16 protein-coding genes are annotated in these 17,040 nt (G+C 55.0%); 13 read left to right on the top strand and 3 right to left on the bottom strand.

The genetic code is table 11. The features are described from left to right. Window positions 1-38 precede the first annotated feature (38 nt). Together HS105_02820 and HS105_02825 are read left to right on the top strand one after the other, a co-directional pair. Window positions 39-1,604 carry an insulinase family protein gene (locus HS105_02820; protein ID MBE7515533.1) on the top strand — a complete coding sequence of 522 codons (1,566 nt, stop codon included), beginning with the start codon at window positions 39-41 and terminating at the stop codon, window positions 1,602-1,604. A gap of 8 nt (window positions 1,605-1,612) precedes the next feature. Continuing rightward, a complete protein-coding gene (locus HS105_02825) occupies window positions 1,613-2,923 on the top strand; it encodes an insulinase family protein (GenBank protein MBE7515534.1) in 1,311 nt (436 codons plus the stop codon). Window positions 2,924-2,973: 50 nt separating this feature from the next. Here HS105_02825 and HS105_02830 read toward each other — a convergent pair whose 3' ends face one another. Further along, window positions 2,974-4,917, bottom strand: coding sequence for a FecR domain-containing protein (locus HS105_02830; GenBank protein ID MBE7515535.1), 1,944 nt, complete (start codon window positions 4,915-4,917; stop codon window positions 2,974-2,976). 258 nt (window positions 4,918-5,175) lie between these two features. On the opposite strand from HS105_02830, the gene HS105_02835 reads away from it, so the two are divergent. From HS105_02835 to HS105_02880, 10 genes are all read left to right on the top strand, one after another. Further along, entirely contained in the window at window positions 5,176-5,688 is a 513-nt protein-coding gene (locus HS105_02835; protein MBE7515536.1) for a nuclear transport factor 2 family protein, read from the top strand. Between the two features lie 28 nt (window positions 5,689-5,716). Then, window positions 5,717-6,388, top strand: a complete 672-nt coding sequence (locus tag HS105_02840; protein MBE7515537.1) for a YggS family pyridoxal phosphate-dependent enzyme — start codon at window positions 5,717-5,719, stop codon at window positions 6,386-6,388. A gap of 4 nt (window positions 6,389-6,392) precedes the next feature. Further along, the gene (locus HS105_02845; protein ID MBE7515538.1) at window positions 6,393-6,845 is read left to right on the top strand and encodes a hypothetical protein; all 453 of its coding nucleotides are present in this window, start codon (window positions 6,393-6,395) and stop codon (window positions 6,843-6,845) included. A gap of 7 nt (window positions 6,846-6,852) precedes the next feature. Then, window positions 6,853-7,446: a YggT family protein gene (locus HS105_02850; GenBank protein MBE7515539.1), complete on the top strand. Its 594-nt coding sequence runs from the start codon at window positions 6,853-6,855 to the stop codon at window positions 7,444-7,446. After that, complete coding sequence (locus HS105_02855; GenBank protein MBE7515540.1) at window positions 7,443-7,742, top strand: DUF167 domain-containing protein; 300 nt, start codon at window positions 7,443-7,445, stop codon at window positions 7,740-7,742. The genes HS105_02850 and HS105_02855 overlap by 4 nt, the downstream gene beginning before the upstream one ends. Window positions 7,743-7,784: 42 nt before the next feature. Further along, window positions 7,785-8,525, top strand: a complete 741-nt coding sequence (locus tag HS105_02860) for a YebC/PmpR family DNA-binding transcriptional regulator (GenBank protein ID MBE7515541.1) — start codon at window positions 7,785-7,787, stop codon at window positions 8,523-8,525. Between the two features lie 236 nt (window positions 8,526-8,761). Then, the gene (locus HS105_02865) at window positions 8,762-11,020 is read left to right on the top strand and encodes an SUMF1/EgtB/PvdO family nonheme iron enzyme (GenBank protein MBE7515542.1); all 2,259 of its coding nucleotides are present in this window, start codon (window positions 8,762-8,764) and stop codon (window positions 11,018-11,020) included. Window positions 11,021-11,028: 8 nt separating this feature from the next. Further along, complete coding sequence (locus HS105_02870; GenBank protein ID MBE7515543.1) at window positions 11,029-12,360, top strand: tetratricopeptide repeat protein; 1,332 nt, start codon at window positions 11,029-11,031, stop codon at window positions 12,358-12,360. A gap of 93 nt (window positions 12,361-12,453) precedes the next feature. Further along, window positions 12,454-14,586, top strand: coding sequence for a protein kinase (locus HS105_02875; protein ID MBE7515544.1), 2,133 nt, complete (start codon window positions 12,454-12,456; stop codon window positions 14,584-14,586). Between the two features lie 80 nt (window positions 14,587-14,666). Further along, entirely contained in the window at window positions 14,667-15,146 is a 480-nt protein-coding gene (locus tag HS105_02880; protein ID MBE7515545.1) for a flavin reductase family protein, read from the top strand. 3 nt (window positions 15,147-15,149) lie between these two features. Here HS105_02880 and HS105_02885 read toward each other — a convergent pair whose 3' ends face one another. After that, window positions 15,150-15,596, bottom strand: a complete 447-nt coding sequence (locus HS105_02885; protein ID MBE7515546.1) for a GatB/YqeY domain-containing protein — start codon at window positions 15,594-15,596, stop codon at window positions 15,150-15,152. Between the two features lie 66 nt (window positions 15,597-15,662). Between HS105_02885 and HS105_02890 the strand changes: the two genes are divergently transcribed. Next, window positions 15,663-16,130, top strand: a complete 468-nt coding sequence (locus HS105_02890; GenBank protein MBE7515547.1) for a hemerythrin domain-containing protein — start codon at window positions 15,663-15,665, stop codon at window positions 16,128-16,130. A gap of 9 nt (window positions 16,131-16,139) precedes the next feature. Here HS105_02890 and HS105_02895 read toward each other — a convergent pair whose 3' ends face one another. Next, window positions 16,140-16,982, bottom strand: a complete 843-nt coding sequence (locus HS105_02895; protein ID MBE7515548.1) for an isocitrate lyase/phosphoenolpyruvate mutase family protein — start codon at window positions 16,980-16,982, stop codon at window positions 16,140-16,142. Between the last annotated feature and the right edge of the window lie 58 nt (window positions 16,983-17,040).

Consider the following 17,040-nt stretch of genomic DNA (forward strand, 5'->3'; position numbering starts at 1 on the left):
CTGAAAACAGCTCATTCGGCGGGGCAGCCGTTCGTGCTATGCTTTTAGAGCCTTTGCGGCAGTTCAGCCGGAACGAAATGCTGCCGATATCCTGCAATGAGACGGAGAAATTTGTGAAAAGACTCACCTCGATAGTTATTCTCTTGGCCGTATTGTGCGGCTTTGCCGCCGCGCAAGGCAGTTCGGCCTCCGCACCGGCACGTTCAGCGGCCGCGCCGAAGATACCGTACGTTACACGAACCCTCGCGAACGGTCTTGAAGTTATCGTTTATCCCGACAGCGGCGTACCGCTCGCCACCGTCGAGATCGCCGTCCGTAACGGCTCTTTCACCGAGCCGCCCGAGCTTAACGGCCTTTCGCATCTTTACGAGCATATGTTCTTTAAGACGAACGGCCCCGTTGCACTGTACCGCTGCGACCTCGCAACAGTCTTTAACAACAACAATTACCTGCGCGACGCGGGCTGCGACCGTACGCTGAAGCTTCGAGCGCAATACGGCGACGTGAGCTATCTTTCGCGGCTGGATGAAAGCGGCTTTATCCGAAACGGCTCGACGCAGGAGGAGTTCGTCAATTATTACTACACGGCGACCGCACCATTTCTCGACGTCATAATGCACGGTATGCGAGATGCGATGCTCTTCCCGTCGTTCGACGAGAAGGAGTTCGAGCAGGAGAAGCAGGTCGTGCTCGGCGAGCTAGACCGGAACCTCTCGGAACCGGGCTATTACCTCAATAAAACGATGATGGACAAGCTTTTTTATAAATATCCGTCACGAAAAAGCCCCGGCGGCACACGCGAAACCGTCGCTGCCGCGACTACCGCACAAATGCGGCTGATACAGTCGCGTTATTATGTGCCGAACAACGCTGCACTCGTCATTACGGGCGATGTCGAGCCGGAAAAGGTCTTTGCACTTGCTCAGCAGTACTTTGGCGAATGGAAACGCGGCGAGGATCCCTTTGTAAAGTTCCCGCTTGTCGAGCACCCGCCGCTGCCGCGGAGCGAAGGCGTCTTTGTTACGCAGGATATCGACACCGCATACCTTCAGATCGGTTGGCAAGGGCCGTCGATCGGCAAAGATAACACCTCGACATATGCCGCCGATGTTTTTTCATTCATCGTCGGCCAAGCGAACTCGCGGCTTCAACGCAAGCTTGTCGATTCCGGCCTTGCTCTCGGCGTCGATGTTCACTATTACACGCAGCGCAACGTCGGGCCGATACGCATCACGCTGATCACGCAGCCCGAAAAGGCAAAGGCCGCACTCGCAGCACTTTACGACGAGATCGCACACTTTACCGATGCTGACTATTTTACCGATCAGGAACTTGTCAACGCTATCACGCTGACCGAGGCCCGCGACCTATTTGAACGCGAAAAGCTCAGCAGCTATGCACATACGCTCTCATTCTGGTGGTCATCGACCGGCACGCAGTACTACCGCGGTTACTACGGCAATATGCGTAAGATCACGCGTGCCGATATCAACCGCTATATCAACACTTATATCAAAGGGAAACCGCACGTCGGCCTCGCAATGATGTCGGACGCATCACAAAAGACCGCCGCATTGACCCAAACGGATCTGATCGGTAAATAGGCAAAACTATGAAGCTACTCATCTCGACACTGCTCTTTTTGACGCTGCTGGCCGTAAGCGGCCCGTCCTTTGCCCAAACCGGAAGCTCCGATACGACCGAATTCGACGTCAACGGATTGAAGGTCATCTTCAAACGTCGGACAACCGCAGCGACGGTCGCCGTAGGGCTTTTCACGCGCGGCGGCGTTACGGACGAGACCGCAAAGAACGCGGGCATCGAAGGCCTTATGTGGAACACGGCAGCCGAGGCAAGCAGGTCGTTCCCGCGTGAGGTGCTTCAACGCGAACTTGCACGCACCGGCACTTCGATCGACGGCTCCGCAGGCTACGATTACGGCACCTTGGCGATGATAAGTACGTCGGAGAACTTTGTGCCGTCGTGGGATCTCTTTGCAGACGTAGCACGAAATCCGTCGTTCAATGATGCCGACCTCGCACGCATAAAGGCCGCAACGATCGCAGGGCTTCGCGACCGCGGTGCAAGCCCCGATGGTGCTCTTTCGGAACTTGAGGCGAAGGGTTTGTTCGTAGGCCATCCGTATTCTGTGCGGCCGTCAGGCACTATCGAATCAATAAACGCGATCACGGCCGCCGACCTCAAGGCATTTCATAATTCGCTGATGCAGACATCACACTTACTGCTTGTTGTCGTAGGCGATGTTGACGAGGCACAGGTCCGAAAGCTTGTCGAGACTGCTTTCGGCAGCCTGCCACGCGGCGATTACCGCAAACCTGCGGTTCCGCCGCTCAGCTTTGCAAAACCATCGCTCGATATCGAACGCAGAGCGATCTCGACCAACTACATCCGAGGCTCGTTCGCAGCACCGTCACTCGCCGACCCTGATTATTACGCGATGCGCGTCGCCGTTACGATCCTTCAAAGCCGCGTTTATCAAGCGGTGCGCGTCGAGCGGAACCTCTCATACGCACCGAACGCCGATATGTACACGCTGGCCGCGAATTCCGCGAATATTTACGTGACCGCAGTTGATGCGAACCAAGCTGTCTCGGTAATGCTGGATGAGATCCAGCGGCTGAAGACGGAGAACGTGAACGAAGATGACTTCGGCGGCATTTCATCGTACTTTCTCACACGCTATTACATCGATCACGAGACAAATGCCTCGATAGCGGGCGAACTCGCCCAATACGAACTTATCGGCGGCGGCTGGCGCCGCTCGGAAGTGTTCCTGAGAAAGATCAGGGCGGTAACTCCGCAGGAAGTAAAGGCGGCGGCCCTCAAGTATATGAAGAACTTGCGCTTTGTCGTGGTAGGCGACCCTGCGGCGATCGACCGCACGGTCTTCTTGCAGAACTAAAAGAGGCCGCCTTTGCAGACAGCCTCTTCATCACTTTTGATCGGCAACATTTAGTCGCCCTTTTTCCGCGTTCGCTCGCTGTTCAAAGGAGCCGGCCTTGACTCCTCTTTCGGAGCCGCCCGTATCGGCGCTTGCCTCACAGGCTCACGTTGAGCCGGCGGCGAATAGGTTGGGGTTTGCCTGACAGGTTCACGCTGCGTATTGCGCGGCGGCGTATATGTCGGCGTCGTTCGCACCGGCTCGCGCTGGGTGTTCGGCGGCGGTATGTACGGCGTCTTCGTTCTTACAGGCTCGCGCTGTGTATTGCTCGGCGGCGTGTATGTCGGCGTCGTTCTAACCGGCTCACGCTGCGTCATTTGCGGCTGTCGTATCGGCGTCGTACGCACCGGCTCACGCACGACCGCACCCGTATTTCGCGTCGTCGCGGACGGTAGAGTGCCTCCTGTTGCCGCCGGCGCCCGCCCGCCCATCATACGTGTCGTTCTCAACTGCTCATCAAGCGATGCTCCCGGCGTGCGGGATGTCGCACCGGTCCTTATCTCGTCAGCCTTTACGGCAAGCGGCGGGTTCTTTACACGAACGCTCCGGTTCAAGACCGCTCTGTCGCGTGTAACATCAGGCAAGACCGGCGCGGATTCACTCGCTCGCGGCATACGCTTGAGCACAGCCTGCGCGATGGTATTGTTCGCCGTTGCCGCACTGTTCTGCTTTGCACCGAACTTATCCGGCGGAACGGTGATCACGGCGATCGGCGGCACTTGCGCTATCGGCGGCTGGCGCGGCCCTTTTGTACCGAAAGGATCGGGCGTCGCCGCCGGCGTCGGTTGGGTGCCATGATGGCCGCCGCTGTGATAAGTGTTGAAATAGTAGTAATTGAAGTTGTAGTACGCGTAGTTATACGGCAGCGGATACCAGCAGTAGTTGCCGGCGTATGTCGTAAAGACCACGAGAGCCGGCGACCACCAGCTTCGGCTGTATCGGTACGAGCCGTACGGCGACCAGTTCCATGAACCGTTCCAGTAGAACCAGCGGCCGTAGTGATAGGTTGCCCAGCCCCACGGCTCATCATTGACCCACGTCCAGCCGTAAGGCGGCAGCCAACGCCAAGTTCCGTAGCGGTACGGCGTCCAATTCGCATAAGTGCTGAGCGACGAGCTGTAAGGCTGCCACACATATCCGTACTGAGCAGTGTCTATCCATTGGCCGTATGCGTCGAGATCATCAGCACCGTAAATATGATCGTCGTAATATCTGTTGTAATACGCAGCCTTGAGTTGACGTGAATTGGCATCATCGCGGCTCGATGCCCATGTATCGAGGTCATCTGCATTCTTTGATGCGTTGCCGGTCGCCCATTCGCCCGCGTTCGGCCCTGCGATATAGACCATCGCCATGCGGCCGTCCTTCAGTGTGAAGCCGCCTGTATCCGAATAGATTCGTGCCTCGCCCTTGTCGAATACCGAAACGCTGATCTGATCGTCGCCTTGCTGGCCTGCGTCAACGCGGTACATACCGGACCTTTGCAACGCAACCGTGGTCGTCGGTGCATCGATCTCAAAGAAAGATCGGTCCTTGTCGAATTTATCGACAGTTACAAGCATCGTCCCCGACGGCAGGCTTACGACAATGCCTTCGTCCTTGAGCGTTGTGAGCTTGATGTAGGCGTTCTCGGCAAGCCGCGCGAAGGTGTTCTTGTCGAATTGTATCTCGACGCGTGTGCCCGGCGACGTCGTAAGCTCATCTCCCTCGACCAGCGGAAGGTTAAGCGTTGCCGTCTCCCAATCGCTGCCGTCCGAACGCCGAACTTGTGCATCTCCTGAAATAAAACTGATCCGTGCGACGCGCGCCGTCACCTCCGGTTTATACTGAGCGTCCAATACCGTTCCCGATGATGCGTTCGGCATATCTGTCTGCGCGGAAGCAGCGGCAACTGCGCCGCCGCACATCATCGAGAGCACCAAACTCAAAATTGGCAATGCTCGCTTCGTGTCCATGGTCTTCCTCCGGTTCGATCGATCTTCCGCAAGCCCGACCGCTAAATGTTTACGTCCGGGCCTTTTATCCCATAAAGTACGCAATAATTATGCCGCCGGCAGAATGGCCGCCGATACACTGTTTTGTACCGGTGCGGCGTACTGTTTGGGCGCATTTGGTGCAATCTACGACATTTTAACGCCGAAATCGTGTATTTTCAGCCGGTGATGCAAAACTTCTTGCACATTCTATCAAAGCGATACTAAACTGAACTCGCTATGAAAAAGATAATTACGATCGTCTTTTGTATCGTTTTCGCTTCGACGGCTTCATTAGCTCAAAAGGGTGCCGCAGCATCAAAGGCAGACCCGACGAAAGGAGTTCGCAACGCCTTTGACCGCCTTGTCGAGGGCATCAAGCAGGCCGACGCTGAGAAGGTGATGAGCTCCTATGAGAAAAGCCCGAACCTTCTTATTTTCAACAATAACGGAACTGCGACGAAAGGCTGGGACGATATCAACACTGTTACGCGCGAGGTCTATGCAAAGCTGTCGAACGTTACACTCGATATCACGGGCCTGAATATTCAGATGCTGAGCAAGACGAGCGCGTTCGTAACCTGCAAATGGGTGCAGACGCAGGAGAATAACGGCAAGCTGGAAAATGCTGCGGGCAGAATGACACTTGTTTACAAGCTCATCGGAAAGGATTGGAAGATCGTCCATCGGCATACTTCGCCCGATAAGCCCGACGCGGCACGGCCGGTATTTCCATCGGAACGGCAGCCGTAAAGCCTGTTGAAGTGATAGAATTCCACAGATGACATTCGACATTGCAGCGGCAATAGCCGAAGTTCGCGGCAGGATCGAGGCGGCGGCACAAAGGTCGGGCCGCGATCCGCGGGAGATCACACTCGTGGCAGTGAGCAAAACGTACCCGGCCGAGACGATCCGCGAGGCAATGGCCGCCGGGCTGAATGTTTTCGGCGAAAATCGAGTTCAGGAGGCAGAGGCGAAGATCGGCGAGATCGGACGTGACGTGTGTTGGCATCTGATCGGCCATTTGCAGTCGAACAAGGCGCGCAAGGCGGTACAGCTCATCGATGTGATCCATTCACTCGATTCCGTCGAACTGGCCGAGCGGCTTGAGCGTATCTGTCTTGAAGAGGGCCGCAACAGGCTCGACGTGCTCGTTCAAGTCGATCTCGCGGGCGAGGCGGCGAAATCGGGCGTAACAGAGGCTGATCTCTCACTATTGACCAAGTATCTTGCAACGTGCAAGTGTTTGTTACTAAAGGGTTTTATGTTGATGCCTCCATTTTTTGAAGACGCGGAAGATACTCGGCCCTATTTCCGGCGTCTGCGCGAGATCAGGGACGAGATGCTGCCCGGAGGTGAGCTTTCGATGGGTATGAGCCACGATCTGGAAGTCGCAATAGAGGAAGGGGCGACGATGGTGCGTGTTGGCACGTCAATTTTCGGCCGGAGGTGACGGAATGGAATTGAGCAGACGGCTGAAGATATTGATCGGCATTGCGACGGGTTGGCCGATCATTTGGATATTTGCGTTCCTGTTTTTCTTCTTCGGCATAATTTTCGGGATAGATGGACCAGGTTCAGAGCCGTCGGGTTGGTTCTTTTTCGGCTTTTTCAGCTTTATTATCGTACATCTGGTCACGGTTGTCCTGACCCTTGCACTCACCGTTTTTTACATAATTCATGCGGTCAAGAATGAGAAACTGGAGAGCAATATGCGGATCGTATGGATCCTTATGTTCTTTTTTTTCGGGATGGTGGCGGAGCCGATCTACTGGTATTTTCAGATATGGAAAGTGCCTAACCGCGAGGCAGGGTATCTTCAGCCGCCTCGTGCTGCCGACCAGGTAAATCATTTTGACGCAAGACGCCCCGACTATGTGCCGCCCAATGAACCGCCTGATTGGCGTTGAATCATAAATGCTTTCGCTTACAGTCTATCCGATCATTTTTCTTGTCGCGTGGTCCGTCTTCGGCATATTTGCGGCACTTCTAGTTTTGCGGCTTATATTTTCGTATGCTGATCCGAACCCGTTCGGCAAGGTCGGCAGGTTCAGTTTCAGGATCCGAAAACTCACGGAGAAGTGGGTTTATCCGGCTGCTCGACTTTTCGCGGTTTATCGCATCGATACGCGGCTCGCGCCGCTTCTGACTTCGCTTATCGGGCTTGTCCTGACCTATTTTGTTACCCAGATCGTCGGAAATACGCTGTTTGTGATCGACGGCCTGACTGCCGGCATAGCACGCGGAAGCGTCAGCATCGTCATCGGATTTGTGCTCTACGCAGTGCTCAGCCTGCTGATACTCTTTATCTTCATACGCTTTATCGCGTCGTGGTTCGTCTTTACGCGAAATACCTTTATGGGCTTTGTCCGCCGCGTTACCGACCCGATACTATTGCCCGTGCAGCGGCTCATACCGCCGATCGGGATGTTCGACATATCGGCGATGATCGTGCTGATCGTTATCAGCTTTCTGCAGTCGCTGGTGCTTAATGTTTTTGTACGCAATTGATCGAATACAGTGAAAACGACCGCTCGGTCACCTTCAGCGTTACCGTTGTTCCGCGTGCTTCCGTTACAAAGATCGTCGGCGAACATAACGGAACGCTCAAGCTGCGGATCGCGGCTCCGCCGGTTGACGGTGCGGCGAACCGCGAAGTAACCTCAGCTCTCGCAAAGGCTTTCGGTGTGCCGCGATCGGCTGTTGAGATCATCGGCGGGCAAACGTCAAAGCTCAAGCGGGTTCAGATAAATGGTGCTGCCGCTGCCAAGATCGCGGCGATTTTGCAGGCAGAAAGTGCGGCGTGATATATTTGTCAATTCAAAATTTTCGCTTAAGGTTTTTACTCTATGTCAGGACACAGTAAGTGGCACACTATCAAGCATAAGAAAGGAGCTCTCGATGCAAAACGCGGGAAGATCTTCACAAAGCTGATCAAAGAGATCACCGTCGCGGCACGCACGGGCGGAAGCGGCGATGTCGATTCGAATGCGAGGCTTCGCAAGGCCGTTTCTGACGCTAAGGGCCAGAATATGCCGAACGACACTATCGATCGCGCCATAAAACGCGGTACAGGCGAACTCGAAGGAGCACAGTACGATGAGGTTGTCTATGAGGGTTACGGCCCGGGCGGCGTTGCCGTCATGGTCGAGGCAATGACGGACAACCGCAATCGCACCGTGGCCGAGATCCGGCATATTTTCTCAAAGAACGGCGGTAATATGGGCGAGAGCGGTTCGGTCGGATGGATGTTCGACCGCAAGGGCTACATTGTTGTCGATAAGGCGGCAAAGAGCGAGGAAGAGTTGTTCGAGATCGCCGTCGGAGCCGGTGCCGACGATATGCAGGATGACGGCGAGGTGTTCGAGATATTTACCGCTATTGAGAATTTTGATGCGGTTCACGACGCGTTGAAAGGAGCGGGCATCGAACCGCAAGCCGCCGAGATCTCACAAATACCGCAAAACTACATCAAACTCGAGGGCCAAGATGCCAAGACCATGATGAAACTCTACGACGCGCTCGACGATAACGATGACGTCCAGAAGGTATGGGCGAACTTCGATATAGACGAAAGTGAACTCGAGTAGCTGTTCCATCGCTGCGGTATGTGGTCAGCAGAGCTGCCGCGGGCCTTCAGATCATTTCCATTGCTGGCGCCGTTATGAGCAGCGGTAAAGGGTACCCGAACACGGCGCAGGCGTATCCGCATTTACCCCGACGAAAACGCTTACGAATAAGCGCGTATCGTGTTATGCTGATACTTTTCAGGCAGTAGCCGGCACACTGTGGGAAAACTGCTGCTCTTGAAGGTTTTTGGCAAAAGATGAGAGAGTGTCAGGTCTGTAGAAGCTGCTTTTCCGATACCGTTCTTTCTTGCCCGAATGACGGTACGGCCACCTCGCACACTATCGACGGCGAACCTGTCCTAGAAGGTAAATACCACCTCGAACTGCGGCTGGGCCAAGGCGGAATGGGCGTCGTTTATAAGGCCCGGCACGCCTATCTAAAGACGCTTCACGCGATCAAGATCATTCTGCCCGACCTCGTCGGCAATGATCCGCAGCTTGTAACACGCTTTCGGCAAGAGGCCCTCGCGGCCGCGGCGATCAAACATCAGAACGTCGTCGGCGTGTCCGATTACGGCGTCATCAACGGAACAGTGCCGTTCCTTGTGATGGAATATGTCGAGGGCGAATCGCTTCACGACCTGCTGACACGCGAAGGCCGCCTGGCTCCGGTCCGAGCACTTGAGCTGATCTCGGCGATAGGTGCGGGTGTTGCGGCCGCGCACCATCAAGGGATCGTCCATCGCGATCTCAAACCGCTCAACGTAATGATAATTACGGGGCGTTCTGACCTTTCGCAGAGTGTCAAGATACTTGACTTCGGCCTTGCAAAGATCAAGTCCGGTGAGCTGCTCGGCTCGTTCATTCAGGCAAAGACCACCGGACTGATGGGTTCGCCGTACTATATGGCTCCCGAACAGTGGGCGGACGAAGATCCGGACACGCGTGCTGATATCTACAGCTTGGGTGTGATGTTGTATCAGATGCTTGCGGGTGATGTGCCATTCAAGGGATCGTCAATTCCGGCGATAATGAAAAAGCATGTGTCGGATCCGCCGCCCAGGCTTGCAGAATACGGCATTAGCGTCGCACCTGAGATCGAAGCGGCACTGCGGCATACTCTCGAAAAAGATCCAGAAAAGCGCACCCCGACGGTCGAGGCGATGATAGCCGAGCTTCGGGCGGCGATCCTGCCGCAGTCAGTTGGCGGATACGCATTGCCCGTTTCGAGCGTAAACATTACCACGCGGCCGCCCCGTTCAGATGTCTTTGTTGATAATGTGCCGTTCGGATCGTCGGCGGATGACGGCAAATTGCTCCTTGAAGGCATACAGAGCGGCAATCATCATCTGCGTGTAAGCCACAAGGGTTATAGAGACTGGCTTGCGGACGTCGTTTGCGACGGCTCTCCGATAAATGTTGTAGCGGAACTAGACACCGGCTCCGAGGCTGTGCCGGGAGCCGTACCGCGGCCGGATATGGAGACCCTTATCCAATCCGTTCCGCCTTCTGTATTTCAGGCACAGACGATCGTACAGGACAGCGCGGCCGCTTCGATGCCGGGATATGCACCTACGACATCGATACCGCCGGTTACACAACCGGAGCAAGGCCCGCAGACTGAACCGCAAAAAAAGAGATCTGCGCTGTCGCCTGTCATTTTGGGAATCGCAGGCATATTCATCCTTTTTGTCGTTGGGATCGCCGGTGTTGGGGCTGCCTATATGCTCGGCCTTTTCGGCGGGCGGCAAACGGCAAACGTCGCAAATACGGCTTCGCCGAGTCCGGAACCGACCCCTTCGGCCGCTCCGGTGATAAAGGCCGAGATGATCGAGATCCCGGGCGGAACGTTCAGAATGGGCAATAACGAAGGTGAAGTGAACCAAAGGCCCGAACATGCTGTAACCGTGCCAACGTTCTTTATGGACAAGACGGAAGTGACCAACGCGGAATATTTGGACTTTGTCGAGGAGACGCAGCATATCGCCCCGAAGAACTGGTCAAATAATCGACCCGTTGCCGGCACCGAAAATATGCCGGTCGCATACGTTTCTTACAATGACGCGGTCGCATTCGCTGCGTGGCGTTCGGATCGAGACGGCGTTACATACCGCCTGCCGACCGAGGAAGAGTGGGAATATGCCGCGCGAAACGGCGCGAAAGACGACCTTTTCCCGTGGGGCAATACGTTCGACCCGAATAAGGCGGTGATGAATGTCAAAAATGCAGAGCCTTCTGCTGTTGACTCAAAGCCGTCAGGTAAGAATGATTGGGGCGTCGTCGATCTTATCGGCAACGTCTGGGAATGGACGAGTTCCGAGCCTGCCGCATATCCCGGAAGCGAACTTGATATAAAGAAGACTGCCGAAAAAAGAATGATGATCCGCGGCGGTTCTGCAAATGAAGACCCTGTAAAGCTCAAGATCACGTCAGCGTTCCGCCTTGATGTTGCCGCTGACAGAATGGAAAAGAATCTTGGCTTCCGGCTGGTAAGGCCGTCCGCTGACGCTAAGTAGCCTCTGTTATGAATAGAAATCTCCTTCCACAATTCGTTTTGATCTTATGCGGTCTGCTTCTCGCCGGCTCGGCCTCGGGGCAAGGGCTAGGCAGCAGCAATAAGCTTTTCGGCGGCAATAAAACTTCAAGTGAAAAGACAACGAAGCCCGCTGCTAAGACGACAAAACGCCCATCTGCAGCAAAAAAGGCGGCTCCGCGAAATGCTCCGGCCGCAAAAAAAGCTGCGGCTATGCCGCGACCGCGAACGCCCGCTGTAAAGACGCAAGTCGTTACTGCGTCGGATACTCGAAACAGCGGCAAGACGCCGCCGGTCGTTACCGCACCTGCCTCGACCGTAAATTCGGAGGAATATGAACGGCTGATCGACGAAGGCCGTGACGCACAGGCATTGCGAAACTATCCGGCAGCCGAGGCGGCATTTTCGCGGGCGGTAAAGCTTGCACCGCGCAAAACCGAGGCTTATACGGACCTTGGTACCGTTTTCGCCGAACAGCAGCGTTGGGAAGACGCGGAAAAGGCATATCGGTCGGCTCTTGCGATCGATAAGAACCGCTTGGATCTTATTCTCGGCCTCAGTTTTATTTTAACGCGGCCCGTGATGGCGGCGAATATCTCAGAACGTTACGACGAGGCGGAAGTGCTGGCAAGGCGCGCTCTGACGATCGCGCCGAATAATGCGATCGCGAATGACCTCTTGGGCACCGTTCTTGAACTTCGAGGAGACATAGGCCCCGAGACCGAAGCGGCATATCGCAAAGCCATAGCAGCGGATAATGATCTTGCACAAGGCTATGCGCATCTGGGCCGCCTCCTTTCTAAGCAAGGCAAGCGTGAAGCGTCGGCCCGGGCGTATGCCTCGGCCATCGAAAAGGCAACGGCGATCGGTGCAAAGTTTCATGTCGCTGAAACGCTGCAGTCGGAATCGCGATTCAAAGAAGCATTGCCGCTGCTCCTTTCGGCAGTTCAGACAGATCCGCGAAACCCGACGGCGCTTGCCATGTTGGGGCGTGTGCAGACAGTCCTCGGCGATGATGCGTCGGCTCAGCGGAATCTCTTAGCTGCGATCGGCATCACGCCTGATGCGGTATTGCCGTACGGCCTGCTCTCGAACCTGTACATACGGCAGGGAAGGCTTGCATCCGCCAAGAGTACGCTGATGCAGGTAAAAGTGCCCGGCGGCCAATTCGACAAGAGATATCTGGCGTCACAATTCGAGTCGCTCGGCGACGCCTTTGCAAAGAACAACAATACGGATGGCGCACGAACCGCCTATAAACGTGCGGCTGAACTTGACCCGCAGCGTGAGACCATTGCCGCGAAGCTGGCCCGTTTAAAATAGTCATTCCCATTTATTGAAATTCGGGTCTGATTGAACCTATCTGTAAGCAAAATGCGTGTACCTTCACGCGTCTCGTAAGTTGTGGACGATCTAATGCTTTGCCCAAAATGCGGCCAAAAATATCCTGACGGAGGCCAGCGATTCTGTGATACCGATGGAACGCGGCTCGTGCCGGATGCTCTGTCGGCGCGCCTCTCTTCAGGTGTCTTTTCCGGCGTCCTGCCTCAGGTCACTGCTCGAAAACACGATATGGAAGCTGTGTTGAATGAAGCTGAGCGTGATCGCAAAATGGAAGAGATGTTCTTCGGCGATCATGTCGAACCTGATCTGGGCAAAGGATTCTTTGCTCCCGAAACGACGTCGCAACCGACCGATCACTGTGTGCAGGCGAGTGATATCTCGGCCGGCTGCATCGATATTCGCACGCAGAGCGACGAGGCCGTGAGCGTCAATGAATTCGATCCGGATGATCCCGATGGCTTTATTGGCAAGACCGTAAAGGGCCGTTATCAGATAACGGAGATGCTCGGTGAGGACGATTCGGGTTTCGCATATCTTGCCGAAGATCACTCGGGCGGGCATCAGCGGGTGATCGTGCGGATCTTGGCCGGCTTTGATGACGAAGACGAGGTTACGCGAAGTGTGTACGCAGAGGAACGCGTAACGATGTCGCATCTCGATCATCCGAATGTGGCCCGAATATTTGATTCGGGGTCGTACCCGAACGGTATCGAGTATGTGATCAGTGAGTGCATCGACGGACTGAGTGTTGATGACCTTTTGCAAATACACGGCCGCTTTGCTGCGGTGCGCGCGGCGCGTGTCATCAAGACCGCCGCCTACGCGATCAGTGACGTACAGCGTGAAGGCGTGCTTCACCGCGATATTCGCGGCGCCAACATTGTCATTATCCCAAATGAAGATGAAGGCGAGACGGTGAAAGTAACCAATTTCGGTGTAGCGGGAACACAGCCGAACAGCGCGAACTTTCGATATCTTTCGCCCGAGGTCCTCGCGGGCAAGATCCCGAGCGTCTCGAGCGATGCGTATTCGCTTGCGGTTACGGCATACGAGATGCTTACGGGAAGCCTGCCGTTTGCGGGAGCGACGATAGACGATGTGCGATCGGCTCAAAAGAGCGGAACGTTCTTACCGATCTCAAAGGTTCGCGGCGACTCTGCCCCGGCCGTTGACGACGTCTTTGCAAAAGCATTTGCAGCCGAGCCGAAGGAGCGTTATTTGTCGGCAAGGGAATTTGGCGACGCATTCTCAAAAGCGATGCTGCAGAGAGCGGCTCCGCGTACGGTAGTACGTTCCAGCAGTTCGGTACCTGCGGTCGAGGCAGTTGTTTCAGAACCTGAGGTGCGAAAGGCACAGGAACCGTGTGAGGTTGACGATAGTCCGGCGTGGACACGCCGCTCACCGGAACTCCCCGCAGAGCCTGATTCACGCTGGCTGAAGGTCGCGGGCATCATCGCCGCAGTGTTGGTTATCTTGATCGCCGGGGCTTGGTATGTTCTCCTGAATCGGACCCCGCATGAGCCTGCACCGGTAGCAGAGCAAACGTCCGACGTTAACAACGCAGTAGCTACGATCAAGACCGCAGAGACGGTCGCGCCGCCGCTTGAGCGAAAGATACCGCAGCCGCCGAATACGATCTTTTTCGAGAATCGGAAGCAGGACCTCAAGGGTGATCTGATACGCAATTTTGTCGGCTTCAAGCTCTATTATCCGAACGATTGGACATCGAACGGGCCGATGCCGAGTGCCACCTCGACAGGACGCGGCCAATTCCTCGATATTTCAAAGTCAACGCCTGACGGCAAGCTGCTTGAGCAGATGCTGGTCAGCTACTATCCGTCAAAGGGTACATATACGCTTGACGCGGAGAAGTTTCCGCAACTCGTAAAAGAGGCAAATGACACTCTGAAAGAGCTTCTGCCGGGTTACCAGATGCTTTCTGCGGGCGAGATCAAAGTGAACGGCGACTGGCAGGCGTACGAAATGAAATTCCAAAGCAGCGGCACTTCGCCGTCCGGTGAACGTCTGCTGCTGTGGGGAAGGCGTATCTTCATCCCGGCGGCTCGCATCGGCGTCCGCAACGGATTTGAATTGACCCTTCTCGCCACCTCGAATGATGAAGAAGTGCGCGGCGTTGACGATGTCGGCGTTCGCGGCGACCTTGCGGCGATACTTTATACCTTCGAACCGAACCAGAACTTTTAAGCGGCGGCCTTGAGAAGATGCTCTCATAACGGCAAAATGAAAATGCCGGCATCAGGTTTCTCTGCGCGGGCAGCGAATAAATGATATCGAATGAGCATTTTCGAGCGGCGTTAAGCCGCTTTGCAAGCGGCGTTACGGTCGTTACGACACGAAGTGTCGCAGGCGAACGCTTCGGGATGACGGTCAGTGCATTCTGCTCGTTATCGGTCGAACCGCCGCTGATCTTGGTGTGTATCAATAAGCTTGCACCGAGCCACAACGTGTTTGTTGAACGCGGTGCGTTCGTGGTGAATATTCTCGGCCATGGCCAGCGCAATGTTTCGGAACAACTCGCTCTGCCGTCTGGTGACAAATTCGTCGGGCTGGAAACGGCGGACACGGAGAAGGGGCTTCCGGTCGTCGTCGGCTCGCTCGTTTCACTCGAGTGTGTGCTTCATTCGACCTATGAAGGCGGCGACCATTCAATAATGGTCGGTCTGGTCGAGGATGCCGTCGTTCACGACGAAGCACCGCTCGTTTACTTCAAAGGCGATTATCATCGGCTTGCCGATGAAGATTAAGCGCTACGAAAGTTTTCCTTTTACGGCCTCGCTCACTGCTTTTCCGTCAGGACTCTTGTCGGCGAGTCGTGCAAGAACAGCCTTCATCACGAGTCCCATATCCTTCATCGTGGAGGCTCCGGTCTCTCGGATCGCAGCATCGACCGCGGCCGCGATCTCTTCGTCAGTCGCCGCTTGCGGAAGATAGACCGAGATGATGTCGATCTCATTTTGCTCCTTTGCCGCAAGCTCGTCCCGCCCGGCATTACGATACTGATCGATCGAATCGCGCCGTTGTTTTACGAGCGTCTGCAACGTCTTGATGATCTCACCTTCATCAAGGTCAGCACCTTTGTCGATCTTTCGATTGGTCAGCGCTGCTTTCACCAGCCGAAGCGTTCCAACGCGGTCGGCATCCTTTGCCTTCATTGCCTCGGTCAGGTCTGCAATGATCTGTTCGCTCAAGGTCATATCAAACAGGTTAATTTGAAAGATGCGAATTTCAAAACCGCCGCTGCTATCGATTAAAATTCTTGTATGAGGATGTTCTCTGATCTGTTAGAGATCCATAAGCGGTTGGAAGAGGCCCTGCTAAAGCATCAGAAACTGTTGCTGCATTTTGAATTTGATGCGGCACTTGACGCCTTGTGCGAATACGAGCAGCAGATCCTCGCTCACATGGCCGACGAGGAAACATTGATGCTGCCCATATACTCTGAGCGCGGAGAGATACAACGGAGCGGCTCGGTAAAGTCCTTCCTTGACGATCACGATAAGCTTCGGGAACACCTGACGCTATTCAAACAAGAGGTCGCAAAGCTCAAGGATGAAGACGATCCCGACAGCAGGATCATCTGGCTGTTCGGCCGCGAGGCGTTCTTCAAGAAGCTGAACGACCATCACGACATCCGCGAAACGAACTTCCTTTACCCCGAACTCGACCGCATTACCACTGACGCCGAGAAAGCAGAGATATTCAGCAGGCTGACCTGCGATCTGAGCTGACGGCAGCCCTCAAATGAACCATTCATTAAGCTCTTCGTAGCTTGGGTCGTTTATGAATAGTTTATGCCAATCGCTCGTTGAGCGAAGATCGGCAGCTATCTCCTTGAGCAGGTGCATTGCGGCCATCGCCGGCCTTGCTCCGACGCTGACGCGTTCGACCTTCAGGCTTCTGAGGGCCTCAACATCGAGTGTATTTGTCATAAGGATATTGAGCGGCAGCTCAATACCTGATTTCAGCCCCGCGATCGTATCCATATCTCTGATAAAGGGAATGAAAATACAGTCGGCGCCGGCCTTTTGGAATGCCTTTGCCCGCTCGATACACGCTTCGATCTTTGCGTTCGGTTCGAGCGGCAGAAGCATCGCGTCAGTTCTGGCGTTGACGAAGAGATCGATGCCTTTTCGCTCGCCGACCTCCTTTGCGGCCGCGATCTCTTTGGCTTGGCTCTCGATGTCATCAAGCCTTTCACTGTGAGCATGGCCATCCTCGATATTGATGCCGATGACACCGGCGTCGATCACACTGCTGATGAACTGTGAGAATTTATCCAAGTCGTCCCGATAATATCCGCCCTCGATGTCGGCGGTAACAGGCACACTCACGCTTTGTGCGATACGCCCGACCGCTTCGACCATCAATTGCGGCGGAATGTGCTCACCGTCTTTGTAGCCCAGCGTCCACGACATTCCTGAGCTTGTCGTTGCAACAGCGGGAAAGCCGCAATGCTCGATCATTTTTGCGGAAAGACAGTCCCATGCATTCGCGAGGATCAGCATTTCGCCCGTGTGATGCAGAGCATGAAACCGTTTCGCCAGCTCGTTCTGCCGTTCTTTGTCTGATAGTTCCTTCATAGCTTAACTTCGATTATAGACCGTCTTGTAAGTTTCCTTAGCAGCGGCCGTGTGTGCC

Source organism: Chloracidobacterium sp. (genome assembly GCA_015075585.1).
In the GTDB taxonomy this organism is placed as follows: Bacteria; Acidobacteriota; Blastocatellia; order Pyrinomonadales; family Pyrinomonadaceae; genus OLB17.